General features: G+C 70.9%; 20 protein-coding genes. 9 read left to right on the top strand and 11 right to left on the bottom strand.

All coding sequences use genetic code 11. The features are described from left to right. Positions 1–10: 10 nt before the first annotated feature. Positions 11–985: a superoxide dismutase gene (locus tag ACH34Q_RS07010; RefSeq protein WP_395981932.1), complete on the bottom strand. Its 975-nt coding sequence runs from the start codon at positions 983–985 to the stop codon at positions 11–13. A gap of 86 nt (positions 986–1,071) precedes the next feature. Between ACH34Q_RS07010 and ACH34Q_RS07015 the strand changes: the two genes are divergently transcribed. The 3 genes from ACH34Q_RS07015 (at position 1,072) to ACH34Q_RS07025 (ending at position 4,270) form a co-directional block, all read left to right on the top strand. Continuing rightward, positions 1,072–1,602, top strand: a complete 531-nt coding sequence (locus ACH34Q_RS07015) for a MarR family winged helix-turn-helix transcriptional regulator (protein WP_395981933.1) — start codon at positions 1,072–1,074, stop codon at positions 1,600–1,602. Positions 1,603–1,705: 103 nt separating this feature from the next. Continuing rightward, on the top strand, positions 1,706–2,053 hold the full coding sequence (locus tag ACH34Q_RS07020; protein WP_395981934.1) for a VOC family protein: 348 nt from the start codon (positions 1,706–1,708) through the stop codon (positions 2,051–2,053). Positions 2,054–2,122: 69 nt separating this feature from the next. Then, positions 2,123–4,270 (top strand): MMPL family transporter, encoded by a 2,148-nt coding sequence (locus ACH34Q_RS07025; RefSeq protein ID WP_395981935.1) that lies wholly within the window; start codon positions 2,123–2,125, stop codon positions 4,268–4,270. 62 nt (positions 4,271–4,332) lie between these two features. Here ACH34Q_RS07025 and ACH34Q_RS07030 read toward each other — a convergent pair whose 3' ends face one another. The 3 genes from ACH34Q_RS07030 to ACH34Q_RS07040 are packed head-to-tail and all read right to left on the bottom strand — an operon-like array spanning position 4,333 to position 6,748. Continuing rightward, positions 4,333–4,746, bottom strand: a complete 414-nt coding sequence (locus ACH34Q_RS07030) for a hypothetical protein (RefSeq protein WP_395981936.1) — start codon at positions 4,744–4,746, stop codon at positions 4,333–4,335. 50 nt (positions 4,747–4,796) lie between these two features. Further along, the gene (locus ACH34Q_RS07035; RefSeq protein ID WP_395981937.1) at positions 4,797–5,459 is read right to left on the bottom strand and encodes a DUF1990 family protein; all 663 of its coding nucleotides are present in this window, start codon (positions 5,457–5,459) and stop codon (positions 4,797–4,799) included. Further along, positions 5,456–6,748 (bottom strand): DUF1990 family protein, encoded by a 1,293-nt coding sequence (locus ACH34Q_RS07040; protein WP_395981938.1) that lies wholly within the window; start codon positions 6,746–6,748, stop codon positions 5,456–5,458. The genes ACH34Q_RS07035 and ACH34Q_RS07040 overlap by 4 nt, the downstream gene beginning before the upstream one ends. A 376-nt stretch (positions 6,749–7,124) precedes the next feature. Here ACH34Q_RS07040 and ACH34Q_RS07045 point away from each other — a divergent pair, with 376 nt between their 5' ends. Further along, positions 7,125–8,708 carry an MFS transporter gene (locus ACH34Q_RS07045; RefSeq protein WP_395981939.1) on the top strand — a complete coding sequence of 528 codons (1,584 nt, stop codon included), beginning with the start codon at positions 7,125–7,127 and terminating at the stop codon, positions 8,706–8,708. Positions 8,709–8,758: 50 nt separating this feature from the next. Here the strand turns inward: ACH34Q_RS07045 and ACH34Q_RS07050 are convergent, their stop codons facing one another. The 3 genes from ACH34Q_RS07050 to ACH34Q_RS07060 form a co-directional block, all read right to left on the bottom strand. Beyond that, the gene (locus ACH34Q_RS07050; protein ID WP_395981940.1) at positions 8,759–9,604 is read right to left on the bottom strand and encodes an SDR family oxidoreductase; all 846 of its coding nucleotides are present in this window, start codon (positions 9,602–9,604) and stop codon (positions 8,759–8,761) included. Between the two features lie 221 nt (positions 9,605–9,825). Then, positions 9,826–10,182, bottom strand: coding sequence for a hypothetical protein (locus ACH34Q_RS07055; protein WP_395981941.1), 357 nt, complete (start codon positions 10,180–10,182; stop codon positions 9,826–9,828). 92 nt (positions 10,183–10,274) lie between these two features. Further along, entirely contained in the window at positions 10,275–11,036 is a 762-nt protein-coding gene (locus ACH34Q_RS07060; RefSeq protein WP_395981942.1) for a dienelactone hydrolase family protein, read from the bottom strand. Between the two features lie 107 nt (positions 11,037–11,143). Between ACH34Q_RS07060 and ACH34Q_RS07065 the strand changes: the two genes are divergently transcribed. Then, on the top strand, positions 11,144–11,626 hold the full coding sequence (locus tag ACH34Q_RS07065) for a MarR family winged helix-turn-helix transcriptional regulator (protein WP_395981943.1): 483 nt from the start codon (positions 11,144–11,146) through the stop codon (positions 11,624–11,626). 42 nt (positions 11,627–11,668) lie between these two features. Here ACH34Q_RS07065 and ACH34Q_RS07070 read toward each other — a convergent pair whose 3' ends face one another. Next, positions 11,669–13,063, bottom strand: a complete 1,395-nt coding sequence (locus tag ACH34Q_RS07070) for an aspartate aminotransferase family protein (protein WP_395981944.1) — start codon at positions 13,061–13,063, stop codon at positions 11,669–11,671. Positions 13,064–13,153: 90 nt separating this feature from the next. Continuing rightward, positions 13,154–14,566, bottom strand: a complete 1,413-nt coding sequence (locus ACH34Q_RS07075; RefSeq protein WP_395981945.1) for an NAD(P)/FAD-dependent oxidoreductase — start codon at positions 14,564–14,566, stop codon at positions 13,154–13,156. A gap of 263 nt (positions 14,567–14,829) precedes the next feature. On the opposite strand from ACH34Q_RS07075, the gene ACH34Q_RS07080 reads away from it, so the two are divergent. Beyond that, positions 14,830–16,260 (top strand): gamma-aminobutyraldehyde dehydrogenase, encoded by a 1,431-nt coding sequence (locus ACH34Q_RS07080; RefSeq protein WP_395981946.1) that lies wholly within the window; start codon positions 14,830–14,832, stop codon positions 16,258–16,260. Positions 16,261–16,437: 177 nt separating this feature from the next. Here ACH34Q_RS07080 and ACH34Q_RS07085 read toward each other — a convergent pair whose 3' ends face one another. Together ACH34Q_RS07085 and ACH34Q_RS07090 are read right to left on the bottom strand one after the other, a co-directional pair. Beyond that, positions 16,438–17,541 (bottom strand): tartrate dehydrogenase, encoded by a 1,104-nt coding sequence (locus ACH34Q_RS07085; RefSeq protein WP_395981947.1) that lies wholly within the window; start codon positions 17,539–17,541, stop codon positions 16,438–16,440. Then, entirely contained in the window at positions 17,538–18,272 is a 735-nt protein-coding gene (locus tag ACH34Q_RS07090; protein ID WP_395981948.1) for a GntR family transcriptional regulator, read from the bottom strand. The genes ACH34Q_RS07085 and ACH34Q_RS07090 overlap by 4 nt, the downstream gene beginning before the upstream one ends. Positions 18,273–18,373: 101 nt before the next feature. Between ACH34Q_RS07090 and ACH34Q_RS07095 the strand changes: the two genes are divergently transcribed. From ACH34Q_RS07095 to ACH34Q_RS07105, 3 genes are read left to right on the top strand one after another with little or no spacing between them, the layout of a single operon-like run. Continuing rightward, on the top strand, positions 18,374–19,669 hold the full coding sequence (locus ACH34Q_RS07095; protein ID WP_395981949.1) for an MFS transporter: 1,296 nt from the start codon (positions 18,374–18,376) through the stop codon (positions 19,667–19,669). Next, positions 19,666–22,086 (top strand): NAD(P)-dependent oxidoreductase, encoded by a 2,421-nt coding sequence (locus tag ACH34Q_RS07100; RefSeq protein WP_395981950.1) that lies wholly within the window; start codon positions 19,666–19,668, stop codon positions 22,084–22,086. The genes ACH34Q_RS07095 and ACH34Q_RS07100 overlap by 4 nt, the downstream gene beginning before the upstream one ends. Continuing rightward, positions 22,079–22,402 carry a DUF4387 domain-containing protein gene (locus ACH34Q_RS07105; RefSeq protein WP_395981951.1) on the top strand — a complete coding sequence of 108 codons (324 nt, stop codon included), beginning with the start codon at positions 22,079–22,081 and terminating at the stop codon, positions 22,400–22,402. The genes ACH34Q_RS07100 and ACH34Q_RS07105 overlap by 8 nt, the downstream gene beginning before the upstream one ends. Positions 22,403–22,424 lie beyond the last annotated feature (22 nt).

Here is a 22,424-nt window from a genome sequence, read left to right on the forward strand (position 1 = left end):
CTGCCGAGGATCAGGGACGGGGAACGGCGACGGCGTTGTACGGGATGTGAGGGGTCGGCCCCGTAGCGAAGAACCGGGTGTTGGGAAGGTACAGCCGCGAGCCGAAGGCGGCCATGGTCGTCGGCAGGGCGAACCGTTCGTCCTTCACCCGCCGTACGACGCGGCCGTCGGTCCCCGCCGCGTTCAGCCGCAGGACGGCCACGGTGTTCAGCCGGTTCTGCACCGCGAACAGCGTCCGGCCGCGCAGCAGCAGTCCGTCGCCTTCCGGCAGCGACTCGCCGTGCAGGTCGACTCGGCGGGTCGTGCCGGTCGCCGGATCGACGCGGAACAGCCCGCCGGTATTCGACTGCACGACGAGCAGACCCCGTCCGTCCGGTGTGGGCGTGATGCCGTTGGCGTTGAAGCCGGCACTGTCGGGGCTGCCGGGGTCGCCCTGGTAGACGAGGTCGCCGGTGAGCGGAATCCGGACCGCGGCGGAGGGCAGCCGTCCGCCGCGCAGCGGCAACTTGTAGAGCACCGGATTGGTGGAGTCGGTGAACCATGCGGCGCCCTGGGTGAGAATGACGTCGTTGACGAACGCCGTGCCGGTGGCCAGCCGGTAGGAGGCCAGGACCCGGCCGGTACGCGCGTCGAGAACGCGGGCGTCGCCGCCCCTGCCGCCGGCCACGAACAGCCGTCCGCGCGGGTCGGTCTTCAGCCCGAGGGCCTGGGTGCCGGACCCGCGGCTGACGATCGCACCCGCTCCGGTGCGCAGGTCGGCACGGTAGATGGAGCCATCGGCCATGGAACCGACGTAGGCGAACGGGCCGGGCCCGATCGTGATGCCCTCGGGCTGGAACCCGTTCGGCAGCCGGAGCGTGGTCGGGTACTCGGCCATACCAGCACGGTGGCCGGCGGTGTGGCGGTCGACGGCCGCCATCGCCGGCGCGCTGATCGCGGCGGTCAGCCCGAACACCAGCACGGCGGAGATCTTCTGATGTCTCATTGGACAACCTCTCAACGTTGAAATGTTCAACGTTGCGGAGCGTAGGTCGAATGCTAACTTGATGTCAAACAGTTCAACGTTGAGAGGTGCTTGTGGAGCGTGACGCCGTCGACCTCATCGTGGACCAGTGGGCTCGCGCCCGCCCGGACCTCGACCCGTCCCCCATCGGCGTTCTCGGCCGTCTCTCCCGGGTGACCCGGATCGCCGAGCGCGAACTCAAGACGCTCTTCGGCGAGTTCGGGCTGGAGCGGGGCGAGTTCGATGTCCTGGCCACCCTTCGGCGCGCCGGCTCGCCCGGCGGCCTGACCGCGGGCGCGCTGGCGCGCTCCTCGATGGTGACCTCGGGTGCCGTCACCAACCGGCTCGACCGGCTCGTCGCCAAGGGCTACGTCACACGCGACCTCGACCCCGCCAACCGGCGTACCCTCATCGTGGCCCTCACGACCGCCGGCCGCGACCTCATCGACCGCGCCGTCGCCGCCCACCTCGACAACGAGCGCCGCCTCCTCGCCGCGCTCGACCGGCACCAGCAGGACGACCTCGCCGCGACCCTGCGCACCCTGCTGCTCAGCCTCGGCGACGAGGCGGACGCCCCCCGCGCACCAGGCGACCCCTGACTCTCGACCGGTCCGGGGAATTCGCCGCGGCCGCCTCGTCACACTCTCGCGTCGGCGCTTGTCAGTGTCTGTGACCGACAAGAACAGCCAGAGGAGCGAGACCGTGAACGATGGCGTCCAGACCATCATCTTCCCCATCCAGGACCTTGAGAAGGGCAAGGCCCTGCTGGCGCTGCTGGCCGGCGCCGAGCCCTACATGGACGAGCCCTACTACGTCGGCTTCAAGATCGGCGGGCAGGACGTCGGGCTGGACCCCGGCGCCCGGGACAAGGGCCTGACCCACCCGACCCCCTACTGGCACGTCGCCGACATCCGGGCCAAGTACCAGGCGCTGCTGGACGGCGGGGCCACGTCCGTCCAGGACGTTCGCGACGTCGGCGGCGGCAAGCTCGTCGCCTCGGTGCGCGACGGCGAGGGCAACGTCATCGGCCTGATCCAGGACGCGGGTTGAACCGGCCGGCGGACGGTCCGCGCCGGCCGGCGCGGCGCGGATACGGGGTGGTCGGCGGAAGGGCACATCATGCGCCGCTGGGCTGAGTTGATGCTGGCCCATCGCCGGCTGGTCATGGTGTTCTGGCTCGTCGTCGCCATCGCCGGCGGAGCCGTCGCGGGCATGGTCTCCGAACGCATGACGACCGATTTCTCCCTTCCGGGCGAGCCCGGGAGCAAGGCCGCCGAGCAGATCACCGAAACGTTCGGAAACGGCGGATACACCGCGCCCTATCTGGTGACGGTGAGCTTCCCCGAGGGACGCTCGGTCGCCGGAAACGAGGCCGAGGTCGCCGCCGCGTTCGGGAACATCCAGAGGACGGTCCCCGATGTGCGGGTCCTGGACCAGGCCACCACCGGTGACCCGGCCTTCGTGACCGACGACGGCCGGACCTCGTACGCGATGGTGTTCTTCCGGTACGACACCTCCGCGACCGCCAAGATCCCGACCGACTCGATCCAGCGGGCCCTGGAGAGCGCCAAGCCGCCCGGCACCACGGTGGGGATCACCGGCGAGAGCGTGCTGGCCAGTGGCTCGGAGTCCGAGGGGCCGGGGGTACTGATCGAAGTGCTCATCGGCTCGATCGGCGCGCTGGCGGTCCTGGCGTTCGTGTTCGCGTCGATGCTGGCGTTCCTGCCGCTGATCATCGCCGCCGCGTCGATCCTGGCGACGTTCGTGCTGCTGCTGCCGCTGAGTTACGTGGGGACGTTCTCCTCCCTCGTGCAGTTCCTGGTCGCGCTGATCGGGCTCGGGGTGGCGATCGACTACTCATTGCTGGTGGTGACCCGGTGGCGGGAGGAGCGCCATCGGGGCGTGGACAACCATCAGGCCGTGATCATCGCGACCCGGACCGCCGGGCGCGCGGTGGTGTTCTCCGGGGTGACGGTCGCGATCGGGCTGCTGGCGCTGCTGGTGCTGCCGGTCCCGTTCATGCGCAGCATGGGGGTCGGCGGCGCGCTGATCCCGCTGGCCAGCGTGGCCGCCACGCTCAGCCTGACCCCGGCGATCCTGGGCAGCGTCGGGCCCCGGTGGGACTGGCCGAGGCGGCGCCGCGAGGACACCGCGAGCGGCTCGTGGAGCCGGTGGGCGGCCTGGATGGTCAAGCGCCGCTGGGTCGCGGCCGGCGTGTCGATCGGGCTGCTGCTGGCGCTGGTCGGTGCCTTCTCCGGGATCAGGATCGGCATGTCGTCCAGCGATTCGCTGGCCGAGAGCGGGCCGGCCTACGAGGCACTGCACACCCTCGAGACAGGCGGGGTCACCAGCGGCAACCTGTCCCCGGTCGAGGTCCTGACGTCCACCGGCCGGGCGCCCGCGGTCGCGGCCGAGCTGGGCGAGGTGCCGGGGATCGAACGGGCGCTCGTACCGAAGGGGCCCGCCGGCAACCGTGACGGGAAGACCGTGGTGGTGCTGATCCCGGAAGAGGAGACGGTCAACTCCACGACCATCGGCACGGTGGAGGACGTCATCGAGCGGGCCGGGCGGACACCGGGCGTGCTGGGCGTGTCCGGGACCGGTACGGCCCAGATCGACTTCCTCAACGCGGTGTACGGCAACTTCCCGATGATGCTGGCCCTGATGGCGCTGCTCACCTACGTACTGCTGGTACGGGCGTTCCGGTCGCTGCTGCTGCCGCTGAAGGCGGTGCTGTTCAACCTGCTGTCGCTGGGAGCCACGTTCGGGCTCGTCGTGCTGTTCTGGCAGGAGGGCATCGGATCGGAGTTCGTGTTCGGCATCTCCGAGACGGGGGCGGTCACCTTCTGGGTACCGCTCACGATCTTCGCGTTCCTGTACGGGCTGTCCATGGACTACGAGGTGTTCATCCTGGCCCGCATGCGTGAGGAGTACGACAGGACGGGCTCGACCACCACGGCGGTGGTGGAGGGCATCGGCCGTACCGGGCGGCTGGTGACGAGCGCGGCGCTCATCCTCTTCCTGGCGTTCGCCGCGCTGGCGGCGGGCCCGGGGACCGACCTGAAGGTGATGGCGACCGGGCTCGGCTTCGGCATCCTGCTGGACGCGACGATCGTCCGGTCCATGCTGCTGCCGTCCCTGGTGTCGCTGATGGGCAAGTGGAACTGGTACCTGCCCGACGCGGTCGCCAGGATCCTCCGCGTGGAACCGTCCCGGCCGGTCACCACCCGGCCGGAACCGGAACCGGCCGAAGCCACGGTCGGCTGACACCTCACCGGAGTCACCGGGGCCGCGATCAACTGCTCCCGGCTCCGGACGTCCCGGCGCGGCTAGCGTGGCGAGCGGCTCACGGCGTTCAGGCGCCGGGCCACGGTGGCCGGGTCGGTGACGGTGACGGTGAGGCCGGGGTGGCGTAGCAGCCGGAGTGGATCGAGGCCGGTCACCGGGGTGTGGAAGCGGATGCACACGCCCTGTGCGGTGCTCGTGCCGAAGGTGAGTCCGCGGTCGGCCAGTGACAGGTGCGGGCCGATGACCTTCCAGGCGGTGAAGGGCCCGGTGGTCTCGGCTCCCGCCACATTGTCCAGCGGTGTCCGTACCGTCCAGGGCCCGAACCGGACGTGCAGCCCGGCGGACGTGAGGGTGAGATGGCAGGTGGCAGGCCGGATCCCCAGTATCGACAGCCGGCGGGCGAAGCGGTGGTCGAAGGCGAAGCCGTACCGCTCGACATCGGTTTCGGTGGCCATTGACCCCCTATTCCCGGTCCCCGCGGTGTTATGGCTTTCGATGGACGGCATTACCCGGCCTTGTCCTCCAGGGCCTGCCGTCGCGTGGCGAGTGCGGCCGTCGTGAACGACTCCATCCGCCGGCACGCACGTGCGTAGAACCTGAGCTGTGTGGCCCTGCCGAAGAGGATGAAGCCGAGACGCACGATGGGGTTCGGGATGGGCGCTCGTTGTGAGAAGCCGTGTATGTGGAACTCCACCTCGCCGGTGTCGAGCCACTTGCGCACTTCCTGGTCCATTTGGCCGCGTTCAAGGTGTCCCTGCAGCGTCCGGTAGTTCCATCCCCACACCCGCGCCCGGCGCCCGTCCTGCTCGACGACTCCGTCGACGACGTCACCGACACGGAGGCCGAGATAGAACCGCAGCCCGTAGAACCGGCCTTCGAGCAGCATGTCCCGGCCCGGCTCCGGATCCCCCGAACGGCAGATCTCCCGGATGATGCCCGGGTCGGCGTATTCGTAGTTGCGTACCAGCCGGCAGGCGATCTCCCAGCTTCCTCCCGGGACCGGCGGACCGGGCGGCTCCGCCGGCAGCGGCTGCCGGTAGTCATCGACATGCCAGCCGCTTTCCGGGCGGCTCATGTCGTGCCGGCCCGGATCGAAGTTGAGAGGGAGCCGGTTCAGGCCGGCGTGCCGCCGCCGCAATCGCCGCTGGACGCGGGTGCGCGGACTCATCGGGCCGTCCTCTCCGGCTGGCGGCGCCGCTCGCGGCGGGGTTCCCTGGTGCGGCGGGCCACATGCTGAACGGCGGCGTAGACCGGGCCGCGCACCTGCTGGAGCAGCCCCGCGGGGAGGAGGCCCTGGATGGGATTGCGGGCGGGATCGAAGCGCAGTTCTTCCGTGTCATCGCTTCGTGCGGGCCCCTGCAGCCGCAGTTCACCGAATCGCTCCCATGGACCGAACTCGGTCGCCACCACCAGATCCAGCAGCAGGGGCCGTTCCTCCAGGGCGCGCGCCAGCGGAGCGATACCTGCCGGAACGTTCCCATCCCCCGCCGTGACCGCGCCCAGCAGGACCCGGCGGTCACCGGCCCGATAGGCGAGCAGGGAACCGTAGAACGCGGGGCTCCATCCGGTGGCGGGCCGCAGCAGGTGGCGGCCCAACCGGGTACGCCCCGTCGTTGCCAGCAGCAGTTCCGCGGTGGCCTCCGCTTCCCCGCCTACCTCCGGTTGCCGCCACCGCAGCGCCAGCCCGAGTATGTCCGGCAGCGCGGGCGGCAGTCCTGCCGCTCGAGAGAGCCGGACCTGCCCCCGCAGTTCCGTACGGTCGTCCAGGAACGGCACCCCCCAGTATCGGGACGTCCCGTGCAAGGAGAGGGTGGCTTCGACCACCAGCCCCTTGGGGTGCAGGGGCCGGTCGCGCAACCGTGCCGCCAGAGCGAAGGTTCGCGTGAACGCCGCCGTGACCGCGCGGGTGGCGAGCCGTTGCGGCCCGGGCCTGGAGGCCTCCGCCCGTTCGGTCCGGACTTCCACCTCACCGATCATGTGACCCCCTGACAACTCGGCTACCCGGGTGCAGAAATGCGTCCACATATGGAGTTGCATCTCCTTCGCGATGCCCAGCTTCTCGTAAAGAAGTTCGGCCATCCGGTCCCCGCTTCGCGCCCAGGACTCGATCGTGAACACCAGGTCACCTTCCCGGACGTCGCTCGCCCGGAACTCGATCTCTCCGGCCTCCAGGTGGCCGCGCAGCGTCGCGAACCTGAAGGAGACCGGCGTGTGTTCCACCACCCGGACCGGGCAGTTCCAGGGCCCCGGCATGTGGACGACGTACTCGTCTCCCACCCCCAGGTTCCGGGACATCCCCGAGGTCTTGTCGAAGACGGCGACCTCCACCGGTGACGCGGCGTTGAGGTCGTTCCCCAAACGCTCGATCAACTGCGCCGCGGTCAGCGGGCTGCCCGAGACACGGACCGTGTAGCGCCGCTGGTAGGCAGGCCCCACACCCTGCCGTGGGTCCTGCACCCGGCCTCCACCACGGCCCGGGATCCGCTCGAGTTCCGAGACCGCCCTCGTGCGCAACCGGCCCCGCGATACCCGGCGAGAATGCCGCAACCACCGCCAGCCGGCGATTCCCATGCCCGCGGGCCAGCGCACCGCACGGACGCGCCGCCGCCAACGTACTCGCACGGCGCCCCCCGATGCCGCCCGTCGTCACCCGCCGCCCCACCGGGCCCGATGGGCAGGCCCATACCCCCTCTGACCAGGCCGAACCGCCGGCCCGAGGTGAGGAGCGCGGTGATGGCGACGCTATGACCCACACCACAGGCGATTCCTGTCAGCAATCAGGGCTCCGTCCCGCTCAACTCACCGGGAGCAAGCGAACCGACGGGAGCGGCATATGAAGCACCACATCGGCGTCGACGAGGGCGGCGGGAGCGTGCCGGACGCGCGCCGACTGCGAGCGATCCTGATCGCCGTCTCGATGGCGCTGATGGCCGTCATCGCGTCGGTGTCCGGGCTGATCGTCGCCCAGACGCACGTGGCCGTCGATTTCGGCACCTCGCAGAACACGGTCCTGTGGATCATCAACATCTACACCCTCGCGCTGGCCGCGCTGCTGCTGCCGCTCGGCGCGCTCGGTGACCGTCTGGGCCGCAAGCCGATGCTGATCGCCGGGCTGGCCGTCTTCGGCATCGCGAGCATTGCGGCGGGCCTGGCTCCGAACGCCGAGGTGATGCTCGCCGCGCGCGTGGCCGGCGGTATCGGCGCAGCAATGATCATGCCCATCACGCTGGCCGTCATCACCTCCACCTTTCCCGAGGAGCAGCGCGGAAAGGCGATCGGCGTGTGGACCGGCGTCGCCGGAGGCGGCGGCATCCTGGGCATGTTCCTGTCCGCCCTTCTCGTCGACGTCGCCGACTGGCGCTGGCTGTTCGCCCTGCCCGCCACTCTGGTCGTCGTGGCCCTGGCCATGACGCTGACGTCGGTCCCCAACTCCCGCGAGCGCTCCGCCCACGCCTTCGACACCGTCGGCGCACTGGTGTCCACCATCGCCGTGGTCGGCCTCATCTTCGTCCTGCAGGAGGGACCGCACCGCGGCTGGACCGCACCCGCGACTCTGCCCGGCCTCGCGGCCGGGCTCATCGCCACGGGCGGCTTCGTGGCCTGGGAGCTGCACCGCCGGGACGCCTCGCTGCTGGACGTCCGCCTGTTCCGCGAGCGCGGCCTGGCCGGCGGCTCGGTCACGCTGATCGTGGTGTTCGGCGTCCAGGCGGGTATCTCCGTGGTCCTCTTCCCGTTCCTCCAGGCCGTGCTCGGCTGGTCGGGACTACAGTCCGCGGCGGCGCTGATGCCCCTGGCCGTCGCGATGATGGCGGCCTCCGGTCTGGCCCCCAGGTCGGCCGCGCGGTTCGGCTCCCGCCCGACCATGACCGCGGGGATCGCGCTGACCGGTGCCGGCCTGGCGCTCATGGCCCTGCTCGTCTCCGTCGAGGGCGGCTACCCGTCGATCCTGCCCGGCATTCTCGCCATGGGCATCGGCATGGGCCTGTCCATGGTGCCCGCCACCGAGGCGATCACCCGCTCCCTGCCGCGCGAGAAGCAGGGCGTCGCCTCCGCCCTGAACGACGTCACCCGCGAGTTCGGCACCGCACTGGGCGTCGCCATGCTCGGCGCACTCCTGTCGGCCGGCTACCGCAACGCCATCGACGACAGGCTGCACGGCATCCCCGAGGGGACCGCGGACACCGCGCGGGAAGGCATCGCCAACGCCCTCGAGGCCTCGGGCGGCGCCGGCTCACACGCGCCGGAACTGGTCCGCGCCGCCCAGCAGTCCTTCGTCGACGGATGGCAGCAGGCCATGTGGGCGGGCGTCGCCGTCACGGGCGTGCTTCTGGTCTACATCGCCCTCCGCGGCCCGAAGAACGCCGCCCCCGTGGCATCGGACGAGGCGGCCGAGATCGAGACCGTCGCCGCCCGATGACGGAGGAGGCCCGGTCACCCTCGAGGAACGCGTCCCGTGACGGTCGGGTGTCAGGACCGGACCGGCGTGCCCGGTTCGATGTCGTAGGCCTTCCGCACGAGATCGGGGCGGCGGCCGTCGTTGAGCCGGCGGCTCCACTGGGCGTCCACCTGTTCGCGGGCCTGTGCCTCCATCTCGGCGGGAAGCAGGTGCCGGTAACGGCGGTCCTGGCCGAGAAGGACCTGGACGGTCCGTTCGTAGACGGGTTCGGGGTCGTACTGCTCGTGCGGGAAGGCCAGTTCGGCGTAGTCGTAGAGGCGGCCGTCGGGATCGTCGCGCCATTCCTTCCATGTCTCGAACATGGTGTCGTTGAAGCCGGTCAGGAAGGGCCCGGGGTTGATCGTGGCGACGGTGACGCCGAATTCGGCGAGCTCCTGGTCAAGGGCGTCGGCGAACGCCTCCACGGCGTGCTTGGAGCCGGCGTAGGCGCCGGTGAACGGGTCGACGGTGAGGCCGGCGACCGAGGACATGAACACGATGCGCCCACTGCGGCGGGCCGCCATCCGGCGGGCGATGCCCTGGGTGAGCAGAACGGGCCCGAAAACGTTCACCTCGAACTGGCGGCGCAGCCGCTCCTCCGGGATGTCCGCGGTGGCGCCGCCCTCGGAGACGCCGGCGTTGTTGAGCAGGACCTCGACGTTCCAGGTCCAGGCGTTCTCGCGGTCGCCGGGGTCGGTGACGTCCAGCTTCTCCACCGCCAACTCGACCCCCCGTTCGCGCGCCTCGGCGCGGACCGCGCTGACCTGGGCGATGATCTCCACGCCCGCGATCACCTGATGCCCGGCCGCCGCCAACCGCAGCGCGACCTCCTTGCCGAAGCCGCTGCCCGCTCCGGTGATGAGAATCGGTCCTGCCATGTCCCCGCTCCCCCGTTTCGTACCGGTGCCCCCAGGCCCTCAGGGGCCGGAGGTCCTCGGTCCGCTCATGCCCACCGTGCCGGCGTTTACAAGGCCGTGAGGAAAGCCCCTGGCACCCCGGCGGTCGTGCTTCCGTGCGCAACCGCCGGCTCCGCGGCGCAGTGCCATGTGGAATGCGATCCATCAGGACCGGGATGACGGCCGATCGGCGAGTGGGGCGATCAGCGAGTGGGAGGACGCCCGGCCACGGCGTGCGCGACATTGATCACGGCGACGACGATCCAGACCAGGAAGACGGCGGCGATCCCGTCGGCCTGCATCGTCACACCGATCACTCCGGTGGCGAGAAGGCCGCCCAGCATCGAGGCGAACACCAGCTCCGCCGGCGTTCCGCTCCGCTCGGCCGCGGGCGCCTCGGCCGGCCGTGCGTTGACCCGCGCGTCCACGCGGGCCTCGATCGTACGGTCGAGCCGTTCGAGGAAGGACTCGACGATCTCGGGCTCGAAGTCGGGACCGAGCTCATGGCGCACCGCCAGAGCAGCCCGCAGATCGTCGGCAGGACTTTCCGGGATCGCCACGACCAAGACTTATCGCGCCGTGGAGGGATTGACCAGACGGTGCGGTTGACCGGATCGCGCCACGTACCGCCCCGGACTCCGGGCTCGGTCGTCTAGCCGGAGCCTCGGCCGTTGGCCAGGGTGCGGTCGAGGAGGGGGAGCAGGCGGTCCCAGTGGCGCTGCAGCGCGGAGGAGTCGAAGGCGTCGGTGTCGGCCATGGTGAAGCCGTGCACGGTGCCGGGGTAGACCTCGGTGGTGTGGCCGACTCCCGCGGCGTCCAGGGCCTGGTCGAGCTCGCTGATGGCCTCGGGCGGAAGGTCGTCGGAGAGGCCGAGGTGGACCTGGGCGGTGAGCTCCGGGATGAGACGGTGCAGGCTGTCGGGCCCGTCGGTGACCACGAAGCCGGGGTGGAATCCGGCGACGGCGGCCACCCGCTCCGGATGGGCCGCCGCGATCCGCATCGCCAGGGCGGCGCCGATGCAGTAGCCGACCAAGGCGACCGGTCCGGCGGTGACCTGGGGCTGGGCGGAGAGGAACCTGAGGTAGGCGTCGGCGTCGCCCAGGACGCGTTCTTCCGTGAGGTGCTCCTGGAGCAGGGGCATCAGCCGGGCGATGACCTCGGGCCGGGCCTCCTCTCCGATGTGCTCGGGAAGTTCGATCACCGGTGCCGGGCCGTGCCGGTGGAAGAAGTTGGGAACGAGCACGTAGTACCCGTGCTCGGCCAGTTCGCGGGCCATCTCCTCCAGCACGGGCCGCACGCCGAAGGCGTCGGTGTACAGCAGCACCCCCGGGTGGCGCTCGGCGCGGTCGGGGAAGGCGGCGAAAGCGTCGGCCGGGCCGTCGGGGGTGGGAATCCGCAGGGTCTCGGTGGGCAAGAACGTCCTTCCGTGGAGTTCACTCGATTAACGTTTATTGCACTAACGTTCTGAACGCGAGCGAACCTACATCGTTAGTCTGACTAACGCAACGGGCGGGACGGGCCATGAGCAGAGCCGAAGCCGCGGACAACCCCGACGACGGCGTGTCCAAGACCCCCGGCCGGCTGCGTCGGCGGGCGAGCCGGCTGTTGTCGCAGCTGACCGTGCGGTCGGACCGGCTGATCAACGACGGGCTGGCCCGGGCCGACGCCCGCAAGTGGCATTACGCCGTCCTCGCCTCGCTGCAGGAGCACGGGCCCGGCAGCCAGGCGACGCTGAGCCGGCGCACCGGCATCTACCGCAGCGACATGGTCGGCGTGCTCAACGAACTGGCCGAGCGCGATTTCGTCGAGCGGACGCCGGATCCCGACGACCGGCGCCGCAACATCATCACGATCTCCGCCCGGGGACGCCGCCACCTGCATCGCCTCGACAAGGTCCTGGACGACCTCCACGACGAACTGCTCGCGCCACTGAGTCCGGCCGAACGCGACCAGCTCGTGCGGCTGCTCACCCGCTTGCTGGATCATCACACCCGGACGTCCTGAACCCGCCGGAGACCATGGCCGTGGCACCTTTCCGACGTGTCGCTACAGCAGCCGTCCCGCGCTGGTGAGCGCGTCACGGAGGATCTGTTCCATCTCGTCGAACTCCGCCTGGTCGCAGATCAGCGGTGGAGCGAGCTGGACGACCGGCTCGGCGCGGTCGTCGGCGCGGCAGTACAGGCCGGACTCGAACAGTTTCCTGGACACGTGGTTCTGCAGGATCCGTTCCGATTCCCGCGGCGTGAACGTCTCCTTGGTGGCCTTGTCCTTGACCAGTTCGATCCCGTAGAAGAAGCCGCCGCCGCGGACGTCGCCGACGATGGGCAGGTCGGTGAGCCTGTCCAGGGTGGCCCGGAAGGCCGATTCCTTGGTACGCACGTGCTCGTACAGGCCTTCGCGTTCGAGCACGTCGAGGTTGGCCAGCGCGACCGCGCAGGAGACCGGGTGCCCGCCGTAGGTCGATCCGTGCATGAACGGGGCGCCGCCGCGGCGGAACGGCTCCATCAGCCGCTCGTCCACCAGAACGGCTCCGAGCGGGGCGTACCCGGAGGTCAGCCCCTTGGCCGTGGTGATCATGTCGGGACGGTACGCGTAGCGGTCGGCGCCGAAGGCGTACCCGAGCCGGCCGAACGCGCAGATCACCTCGTCGGAGACCAGCAGGACGTCGTGCCGGTCGCAGATCTCGCGGACGCGTTCGAAGTAGCCGGGCGGCGGCGGGAAGCAGCCGCCGGTGTTCTGCATGGGCTCCAGGAAGACCGCGGCCACGGTGCCGGGGCCCTCGAACTCGATGGCCTGCTCGATCCGGTCGGCGGCCCAGCGGCCGAACGCCGCGTGATCGCCGGCATGCTCGGGCGCCCGGTAGAAGTTGGTGTCGGGTACCCGGATCGTGCTGGGCACCAGCGGTTCGAAGTCCTGTTTGGCGGCGGGGATCCCGGTGATCGACAGGGCCCCGTGCGAGGTGCCGTGGTAAGCCAGCGACCGGCTGATCACCTTGTGCTTGCCGGGCCTGCCGGTCAGCTTGAAGTACTGCTTGGCCAGCTTCCACGCCGTCTCCACCGACTCCCCGCCGCTGACGGTGAAGAACACGCGGTTCAGGTCGCCGGGCGCGTCCGCGACGAGCCGGTCGGCCAGCTCGATCGCGCTCGGATGGGCATGCGACCACAGCGGGAAGTAGGCCAGCCGCCGCATCTGCTCGGCCGCGGCCTGGGCCAGTTCCTCCCGGCCGTGACCCACCTGGACGGCGAAGAGGCCGGCCAGGCCATCGAGATAGCGCTTGCCTCGGGCGTCCCATATGTACGCGCCCTCGCCTCGTACGATCACGGGTACGGCAGGGTCGTCGGCGGCGGAGTGGCGCGTGAAGTGCAGCCACAGGTGCTCGATCGAGGGCGGTTCGGCATCGCCGGGGAGCCGGGCCGTCGCAGGGAACGCGTTCTCGGACATGGCGTCACTCACTTCTCGTCGCGGCAAGGGGTTCGGCAACGGGATCCGTCACCTCGTGGGCGTGCGTCGCGGGTGCGGAGTCCCGCTCGGTCAGCTGTCGAAGCCGAGGCCGAGCGTGTCCATCGTCCGCAGCCACAGGTTCCGCTTCCCGCCGTTGCGGTCGGCGCGGGCCATCGACCGGCGGGTCAGCTCGATGCCGGCCCAGCGGAACGGTTCGGGCGGGAACGGGACGGGCTTGCTGCGCACCATCTCGAGCCTGGTCCTCGGGGTGTCGAGCCCGTCGAGCCGGTCGAGCATGACCTGCGCCGCGAACCGGGTCGCGGCCACGCCGAGCCCGGTGAAGCCGAGGACGTAGCCGACCCTCCCCCGGGCGGCCGTGCCGAAGAAGGCCGAGAACCGGGTGCAGGTGTCGATCACGCCGCCCCAGGTGTGGGTGAACCGGAGGCCTTCCAGCTGCGGGAACGTACGGAAGAAGTTCCCGGCCAGCACCTGGAACGTGGCGGGCCGCTGGTCGAGGTCACCGGACAGCCGCGATCCGTAGTGGTAGACGGCGTCGTAGCCTCCCCACAGGATCCGGTCATCGGCCGTCAGCCGGTAGTAGTGGAACTGACTCGCCGAATCGGACATGCCGTAGCGGTTGTGCCAGCCGACCGAGGCCAGCTGCGCCTCGTTCAGCGGCTCGGTGACCATCGCGTAGTCGTACACGGGCACCATGAACGGGCGGACCCTGCGCACGAGCGGCGGGAACGCGTTCGTGGCCAGCGCGACCCTGCGGGCCACCACCCGGCCATATCCCGTCGTGACCACCATTCCGGCGCCGCGCGTTTCCAGTCCGGTCGCGGTGGTGCGTTCGAAGATGCGCACGCCCAGCCGGACGCACGCCTCCCGGAGCCCCCAGGCGAGCCTGGCCGGGTTGACCAGCGCGGTCCCGCGCCGGTCGAGGAATCCGGCCAGGTAGGTCGGCGAGGACACCTCGGCCCTGACCTCGTCGGTGCCGAGGAACGCGCAGGAGACGCCGAAGTGCCGTGCCGTCTCGGCCATGTCGCGCAGCTCGGGGACCTGGTGCGGCAGGGTCGCGACGTCGAGCGAGCCGGTGCGTTCCCAGTCGCAGTCGATGCCGTACCGCCGCAGCGTGTCCTCGATGCCGTCCAGGTTCTCCCTGCCGAGCCGCTCCAGCTCCGCCAGCTCGTCCGGCCACCGGGCCATGCCGTTGCCGAAACCGTGCGTGAGGGAGGACGCGCAGAAGCCGCCGTTGCGGCCGGAGGCCGCCCAGCCCACCTCGCGCGCCTCGATGAGGACGACGTCCCGGTCCGGGTCCCGCTCCTTGGCGATCAGGGCGGTCCACAGCCCGCAGTATCCGCCCCCCACCACGACCAGGTCGCAGTGCTCCTCCCCCGCCAGCGCCGGAGAGGGCGCCGGCCGCGCGGGGTCGTCGAGCCAGAAGGGAGCGGGTTCGGCATTGACGAGGGAACGTACCGGATCAGTGGCAATGACGCGCGACATGGAACGAATGTAGTTCCAGTGTGGCCATGATGTCCACTATTCTAGTTGAACTTGGGCGAAGCGACCACTGATCTGGTCGTGCCAAGCGGCGCCACGACAGATGACCACTAGATTAGTCGCCGTTGACAGGCGATACTCGCTCATCCCATAGTGACTACGCCGTACAGCAACTGAAATAGCACACTGCTCTGCTGATTCGGTGCGGCCACCGAGGCCTGGATCACGGCCCCGGACCGCATCCTGCCGATCATGAAGGGAAGCCGGTGACGACCTTCACCAACTTCGTCGACGGCGAGCGGCGGCCCGCCGCCGACGGACGGACGCTCGACATCATCGACCCGGTGACCGAGGACGCCTACGCGACGTCACCGCTGTCGGGCCGGGCCGACGTCGACGCCGCCGTGGACGCCGCGGCGCGCGCGTTCGAGTCCTGGCGCTGGACGACGCCGGCCGAGCGCCAGCGCGCGCTGCTCAAGATCGCCGACCGGATCGACGCGCGGCTCGACGAGCTGATCGACGTCGAGTGCGCGGACACGGGCAAGCCCCGGGCGCTCACCGCGACCGAGGAGGTCCCGCTGTGCGCCGACCAGTTCCGGTTCTTCGCCGGGGCGGCGCGGATCCTGGAGGGACGCTCGGCCGGCGAGTACATGGCGGGGCACACCTCCTTCGTACGGCGCGAGCCGGTCGGCGTCTGCGCGCAGGTCACCCCGTGGAACTACCCGCTGATGATGGCCGTGTGGAAGATCGCCCCCGCCCTGGCCGCCGGTAACACGGTGGTGCTCAAACCGTCCGACACGACCCCGGCGTCGACCGCGCTGCTGGCCGAGATCTGCGGGGAGTTCCTGCCCCCCGGCGTGCTGAACGTGCTGTGCGGCGACCGGGACACCGGCCGCGGGCTGGTCTCCCACCCGAGGCCCGACATGGTGTCGATCACCGGCTCGGTCCGGGCCGGGATGGAGGTCGCCGGCGCCGCGGCCGCCGACCTCAAGCGCACCCACCTCGAACTCGGCGGCAAGGCCCCGGTGGTGGTGTTCGGCGACGCCGACATCGCGGCCGCGGCCGAGGGCATCGCGGGCGCCGCGTTCTTCAACGCCGGCCAGGACTGCACCGCGGCCAGCCGCGTCCTCGTCGCCGCGGAGGTGCACGACGAACTCGTCGCCGCGCTGACCGAGCAGGCGCGCGCCACCCGTACAGCGGGGCCGTCCGACCCCGACGCCGCCTACGGCCCGCTGAACAACGCCGATCAGTTGGCGCGCGTGGCCGGAATGGTCGACCGGCTCCCCGGTCACACGACCCTCCACCACGGCGGCGCCAGGGTCGGCGACCGCGGCTACTTCTACGCGCCGACCGTGGTGTCCGGCCTGCGGCAGCAGGACGAGGCCAGCCAGACGGAGATCTTCGGCCCGGTCATCACCGTCCAGGCCTTCACCGGCGAGGACGAGGCCCTCCGGCTCGCCAACGACGTCCGGTACGGCCTCGCGTCCTCGGTCTGGACCCGGGACCACGCCCGGGCGATGCGCATGTCGTCCAGGCTCGACTTCGGCTGCGTCTGGATCAACACCCACATCCCGTTCGTCGCCGAGATGCCGCACGGCGGGTTCAAGCACTCCGGCCACGGCAAGGACCTGTCGATGTACGGGTTCGAGGACTACACCCGCATCAAGCACGTGATGAGCGCCATCGCCCCTCAATGAGATGCGATCCGGTCTCGGCCGCCGCCGCAGGCCGGCACGGTCCGTTCGCTCACCTGGACGTCGCAGGACCCGGACCACGACGAGGTCTGGCGCCGGGCCGTGGAGTTCCTGAACGAAGACGCCGCGGACCGCTGCGGCTGAGCCGGAACGGCCGTCCGCCCCGGCGGACGGCCGGGCTCAGGGCCGCTCGCGTTCCCTGACCCGTTCGGCGATCGCTTGCCCCAGTTCCACGGTGGTGCCCCGGCCCTGGAGATCCGGGGTCAGCGGGGCCGCTTGGGGGCCCGCCGCGAGGACGTCCTCGATCGCGCCCAGCAGGTGGGCGCCGGCGTCCGGGTGCCCGAGGTGGTCGAGCATCATCGAGGCGCACCAGATCTGCCCGACCGGGTCGGCGATGCCACGGCCGGCGATATCGGGCGCGGAGCCGTGGACGGGCTCGAAGAGGCTCGGGTGGGTGCGGTCGGGATTGATGTTGGCGCTCGGGGCGATGCCGATCGTGCCGGTGCAGGCGGGGCCCAGGTCGGAGAGGATGTCGCCGAACAGGTTGCTGGCGACCACGACGTCGAACCGGTCCGGGTGCAGGACGAAGTTCGCCGCCAGCGCGTCGATGTGCGACTTGTCGTACGCGACCCCGGGGAACCGCTTCCCCATCTCCTCGACCCGTTCGTCCCAGTAGGGCATCGAGATCGAGATGCCGTTGCTCTTGGTCGCCGAGGTCAGGTGCCGGGCCGGTCGCCGCTCGGCGAGTTCGAAGGCGTACCGCAGCACGCGGTCGACGCCCACGCGGGTCATCACCGTCTCCTGCAGGACGGTCTCGCGCTCGGTGCCCTCGAAGATCCGGCCCCCGATGCTGGAGTACTCGCCCTCGGTGTTCTCCCGGACGACGAGGAAATCGATGTCGCCGGGCACGCGGCCGGCGAGCGGGCTGCGGACGCCCGGCATCAGCCGGCAGGGACGCAGGTTGACGTACTGGTCGAACGTCCGCCTGAACCGCAGCAGGCTGCCCCACAGCGAGATGTGGTCGGGAACGATCTCCGGCCAGCCCACGGCGCCGAAGAACAGGGCGTCGTAGGAGGCGAGGGTCTCCTGCCAGTCGGACGGCAGCATCGTTCCATGGCGCTGCCAGTACGCGGCGCTCGCGAAGTCGAAGTGGTCGAAGCGCAGGTCGAGCCCGAACACTCCGGCGGTCGCCTCCAGCGCCCGGAGCCCTTCGGGTACGACCTCCGTTCCGATCCCGTCTCCGGGAATCACGGCGATCCGGTACGCGCGCGTCGTCGCGGTCATGCGGGCCTCCTGCCGGGTGGTGTCATCAGGGCCGCGAGGCCGCCCTGGGCGTCCTCGATGACCAGCCGTTCCGCCGTCACGGAGTCGCCTTCCCTGAAGGCGCGCACCAGGGCGCGGTGACCGGAGTAGCGGTCCAGCCCGAAGCGCTCGTCCGCCGCGATCTTCTCGAGGCGCAGGGCGCGGCGCTCGGGCCGGGAGAAGACCTGCGACTGCTCCAGGAGCCGGATCAGCACCGGGTTGGCCGCGCAGGAGTTCACCGCCTCGTTGAAGTCCTGCATCCGGTCGAGCAGCGCGGCGACGTGCCGGTCGGTGTCCTCGCCGTTGCGGTGCCGGGTGGTGATGACGATCAGCAGATCGTCGGCGTCGTCGAGGATCGCGTCGAGGGCGTCGAGCTGGCCGGGCGTGGCGTGCCGGGCCGCGAACCGGGCCACCAGGCCGCGCAGCCCGACCTCGACCTCGGCCAGCTCGTCGATGGCGCGCTCGGCGATGTCGGCCACCACGACGGTCCGGGGTCCCGCGCGCTGGATGAGGCCGTCCTGCTCGAGCCGGCGCAGCGCCTCGCGCACCGGGGTGGGACTGACCTCGAGCCGCTCGGCCAGGCCCCGCTCGGTCACCTTCTGACCGGGCCGCAGCGTGCCGGTCCCGATCGCCTTCCTGATCTCCCGGTAGGCGAGATCGGCCCGCGTCCCGCTCCCGGTCTCGCCCTGAGCCGGCGTCGACTGAACCATCATGACGCCACGATAGCAGCCGCCATGGCAAGGGCCGATGCTATCTATTGACACTTTTGCTATGGCAAGTAGTGTGTCCCTCGCCACAGCCCGAGGAGGACGCCATGGCCAGCGGAACAGCGGCCGCCCAACCCAAAGCCGGTACGAGACGGATCACCCTCTACGTCGCCCTCGCGGTGTTCGCGCAGGAGTCCACCTGGAACTTCTACGACAGCCGGGTGCCGGAGATCCTGCGCGACCACGTGTCGAGCGCCGCGGTGATCGGCCTGCTCATGGGCATGGACAACCTGCTCGGAGTCTTCATCCAGCCCTACATGGGCAACCGTTCGGACAACACCCGGACGCCCTGGGGCCGGCGGATCCCGTACCTGGCGGTCATGATGCCGGTGGGCGCCGTGCTGTTCCTGCTCATCCCGCACGCGACCTCGCTGGGCTGGCTGATCCTGGCGATCTTCCTGTACGCGCTGGTGATGAACAGCTTCAAGCCCATCAGCGAGTCGCTCATGCCGGACTTCATCGAGCCGGCGCGGCGGAGCCGGGCCAACGCCGCGGTCAAGATCGCCTCGGCGCTGACCACCATCGTGGCGGCCCTGGTCAGCCTGCTGCTGGTCGACGACCACCCGAAGCTGGCCTTCGCCGTCCCCTCGGCCCTCATGCTGGTGGCGGTGGCGGTGCTCGCCTGGCGGGTCCGCGACAGCCGTTCGGCGGCCTACCAGGCCGCCCTCGCGGAGGACGCGGCATCGACGGCCGCGGGAACCCGCGACGCGCATCCCAAGGTCAGGATCAGGACCATCCTCGGCGAGCTGGCGCGCGATCCCGATCGGAGCCGGCTGCTGCTGATGGTGGCCGTCCTGGTGTTCGCGATGGCGTGGTTCGCGTCGCGTTCCCTGATGACGCCCTACGGCGTGGAGGTCCTCGGCCTCTCCGACGGCAAGGCGGGAGGGCTGACGCTTCCGAGCGGGATCGCCTACATCCTCGCCGCCTTCCCCGCCGCGCTGCTCGCCGAGCGCTTCGGGCGGCTGCGGATCATGGTCGCCGGGATGGCGGTCTTCGCCGCCGGCGCGCTCCTGGGCGCCGCCGTCCAGACCCCGACGGCGACCGTCGTGGCCATGTGCCTCGCGGCGGCCGGCGCCACCGGGTTCGTGATCAACGCCGTGGTCGTGCTGTGGAACCTGGCGCCGACGAGCCGCGTCCTGGGCACCTACACCGGCCTGTACACGGTCGGGTGGGCCGGCGGGGGCATGCTCGGACCGGCCCTGGTCGGCCTGGCGGTCGACCTCACCGGGTGGGAGCTGATGTTCCTGCACATCGCCGCGCTCACGGTCGTCGCCGCCGTGCTGGTCGTCCGGATCGACCGGCTGCAGCGCCGGAACGCCACCGACAAGATCGTCCTGCTGTGAGCGCCGCGCCCACCGTCCTGATCACCACCGACCATCTGGTCCCCGGCGACGAGGTGGACGGCCTCCTCCGCGACGCCGGTCTCGCGACCCGGCACCGGCCGATGCGAGGGGTACGGGACCGCGGCGAACTCATCGCCGCGCTGGAGGGTGCCGTCGGCGCGCTGATCGCCAACGAGCCGATGACCGCCGAGGTGTTCGCGCACGCTCCCGGCCTTCGCGCGGTGGTGCGCACCGGCGTCGGACACGACTCCGTCGACGTCGCCGCCGCGACCCGCGCGGGCGTCTCGGTGAGCAACCTGCCGGGCGTCAACGCCAACGCCGTGGCCGAGTACACGATGGGCCTGATCCTGGCCCAAGCGCGCCGGCTGGTGCCGGTGGCCGCCGGCGTCGAAGCCGGCCGGTGGCCGCGCGAGGACGGTCAGGAGCTGCGCGGCAGGACGCTCGGCCTGCTCGGGTACGGCGCGTCCGCCCGGGCCGTGGTGCCGCTCGCTCAGGCGTTCGGACTGTCGGTCCTCTGCACGACGGGGGTGCCGCCGGACCAGCGCCGCGACGCGTCCATCCAGTTCGTGGAACTTCCCGAACTGCTGGCCAGGGCGGACTTCCTCTCCTTGCACACGGCGCTCACTCCGGCCACCCGGCATCTGATCGACGCGTCCGCGCTCGCGCGGATGAAGCCGACGGCGCACCTGGTCAACACTGCACGCGGTGCCATCGTCGACGAGACGGCGCTGGCCGGAGCGGTCCGCGCGGGCCGGCTCGCCGGCGCGGCCCTCGACGTCACCGCCACCGAGCCGCTTCCGGCCGAAAGCTTGCTGCGCGACGTCCCCGGCATCACGGTCTTCTCCCACCTCGCGGGGCAGACCGCCGAGGCCCGGCGGGCCGCCGGGCTCGCCGGCGCCCGGGAACTGATCGCCGCCCTGCGGGGACGTCCCCGGTCCTCGCTCAACGCACACCTGCTCCCGCCCGGTGCGAGCCGGGAACCGAACGACCACCAGAGAGACGAGGACGACATGACCAGTACGCACGCTGCGGAGGATCCCGTTCCGAAGGAGACGGTGAGGGTCCTGGCTCCCACCGGAATGCTCGGGGCGGGGTTCCCGCCGGAGACGATCGACCGAGGGGTCGAACTCGGGGCCGACGTGATCGCCGTCGACGGCGGTTCCACCGACTCCGGCCCGTACTACCTGGGCTCGGGCACGCCGAAGACGACCGCCGCCGCCGTCGCGCGCGATCTGCGGTTCCTGCTGCGGGCCTCGGCGAGCGCGGGGATCCCGCTCATCGTCGGGTCGTGCGGCACGAGCGGCACCGACTCCGGCGTCGACTGGGTCGCCGGCATCGTCGACCGCGTCCTGCGCGAGGAGGGGCTGGACCTCGCGGTCGCCCGCATCTACAGCGAGCAGACGGCCGCCGACCTCAAGGAGCGGCTCAACGAAGGCCGGATCCACCCGCTCGCGCCGACGGGCGAACTGGACGCCGCCACCCTGGACGACTGCGCCCACATCGTCGGGATGATGGGCCACGAACCCATCGCGGCGGCGCTCCGGGCCGGCGCCGACGTCGTGCTGGCCGGCCGGGCCACCGACACCGCCGTCGCCGCCGCGTACCCGCTGATGAACGGCATGCCGGCCGGACCGACCTGGCACGCCTCGAAGATCATCGAGTGCGGCGGGCAGTGCACCACCAACCCGCGCACCGGCGGTGTCCTGGCCACCATCGACCGGCGCGGCTTCACCGTCGAACCGCTGGACCCGTCCGCCGCCTGCACGCCGACCTCGGTGGCGGCGCACATGCTCTACGAGACGGTCGACCCGTTCCAGATGCGCGAGCCGGCGGGCACGCTCGTGGTCACCGACGCCGTCTACACCGCGCTGGACGACCGCCGCGTGCGCGTCGAAGGATCGCGCTTCGACACCGCGGACCAGTACACGATCAAGCTCGAAGGGGCCCGCGTCACCGGCTACGAGACCATGTCCTTCGTCGCCATCCGGGATCCGCACATCCTCGCCCGCATCGAGGAGTGGGCCGCGCTGATGCGGGAGGTCCTGACCGGGCGCGTGCGGCAGACGCTGGACCTGGAGCCTTCCCGGTACGGGGTCGACATCCGCCTGTACGGGTACAACGCCGTCCTGGAGGGCATCGACCCCGCGACCGGGCCGCCCCGGGAGGTCGGGGTGATGATGCTGGTCAACGCCCCGGACCAGGCGACCGCCACCGCCATCGCCAAGATCGCGAATCCGCTGATGCTGCACCTGCCGACTCCGGACATGGACCACCTGCCGAGCCTGGCCTTCGCCACCTCACCGGCCGAGACCGAGCGCGGCCCGGCGTACGAGTTCGTGCTCCACCATGCCGTGGACGTGGACGAGCCCACCGGCATGTTCCGTATCGAGACCCCCGGGAGCGCCTCCCATGCCTGACGACCGCCGTCCCACGCTGGGCGAACTGGCCCTGGAGGTCCGCTCCAAGAACGCCGGGCCGTTCTGGGTGACCATGGAGCTGTTCATGCGCGACGCCGAGGGCTACACCACCGTCGCCGACGAGGACTTCATCAACGAGGCGGTCATCGCGCGCCTGTACGGCCTCGACCCCGCGAACATCCGGATCTTCCGGATCCCGGACCTCAACGTCGTGAAGATCTCCTTCCCCCGGCCGGTGGCCCAAGGCAGCCTGCGGGACCGCGACGTTCACGCGGGCCAGCACCACGTGCCCTTGGCGGCACTCGTACCGGCGTAGTCGGGCACCACGCCCGGCCTGT

It is taken from the genome of Actinomadura sp. 9N407, assembly GCF_044326315.1.
Lineage (GTDB): Bacteria > Actinomycetota > Actinomycetes > Streptosporangiales > Streptosporangiaceae > Spirillospora.

What these genes read in the sequence shown, in the direction of transcription:
- ACH34Q_RS07085 (WP_395981947.1), bottom strand. Translation starts at nt 17,541, where the DNA reads ATGACCGCGACGACGCGCGCGTACCGGATCGCCGTGATTCCCGGAGAC.
- ACH34Q_RS07050 (WP_395981940.1), bottom strand. Translation starts at nt 9,604, where the DNA reads ATGGCAGGACCGATTCTCATCACCGGAGCGGGCAGCGGCTTCGGCAAG.
- ACH34Q_RS07090 (WP_395981948.1), bottom strand. Translation starts at nt 18,272, where the DNA reads ATGATGGTTCAGTCGACGCCGGCTCAGGGCGAGACCGGGAGCGGGACG.
- ACH34Q_RS07065 (WP_395981943.1), top strand. Translation starts at nt 11,144, where the DNA reads ATGAGCAGAGCCGAAGCCGCGGACAACCCCGACGACGGCGTGTCCAAG.
- ACH34Q_RS07035 (WP_395981937.1), bottom strand. Translation starts at nt 5,459, where the DNA reads ATGAGTCCGCGCACCCGCGTCCAGCGGCGATTGCGGCGGCGGCACGCC.
- ACH34Q_RS07070 (WP_395981944.1), bottom strand. Translation starts at nt 13,063, where the DNA reads ATGTCCGAGAACGCGTTCCCTGCGACGGCCCGGCTCCCCGGCGATGCC.
- ACH34Q_RS07095 (WP_395981949.1), top strand. Translation starts at nt 18,374, where the DNA reads ATGGCCAGCGGAACAGCGGCCGCCCAACCCAAAGCCGGTACGAGACGG.
- ACH34Q_RS07075 (WP_395981945.1), bottom strand. Translation starts at nt 14,566, where the DNA reads ATGTCGCGCGTCATTGCCACTGATCCGGTACGTTCCCTCGTCAATGCC.
- ACH34Q_RS07025 (WP_395981935.1), top strand. Translation starts at nt 2,123, where the DNA reads ATGCGCCGCTGGGCTGAGTTGATGCTGGCCCATCGCCGGCTGGTCATG.
- ACH34Q_RS07105 (WP_395981951.1), top strand. Translation starts at nt 22,079, where the DNA reads ATGCCTGACGACCGCCGTCCCACGCTGGGCGAACTGGCCCTGGAGGTC.
- ACH34Q_RS07030 (WP_395981936.1), bottom strand. Translation starts at nt 4,746, where the DNA reads ATGGCCACCGAAACCGATGTCGAGCGGTACGGCTTCGCCTTCGACCAC.
- ACH34Q_RS07045 (WP_395981939.1), top strand. Translation starts at nt 7,125, where the DNA reads ATGAAGCACCACATCGGCGTCGACGAGGGCGGCGGGAGCGTGCCGGAC.
- ACH34Q_RS07010 (WP_395981932.1), bottom strand. Translation starts at nt 985, where the DNA reads ATGAGACATCAGAAGATCTCCGCCGTGCTGGTGTTCGGGCTGACCGCC.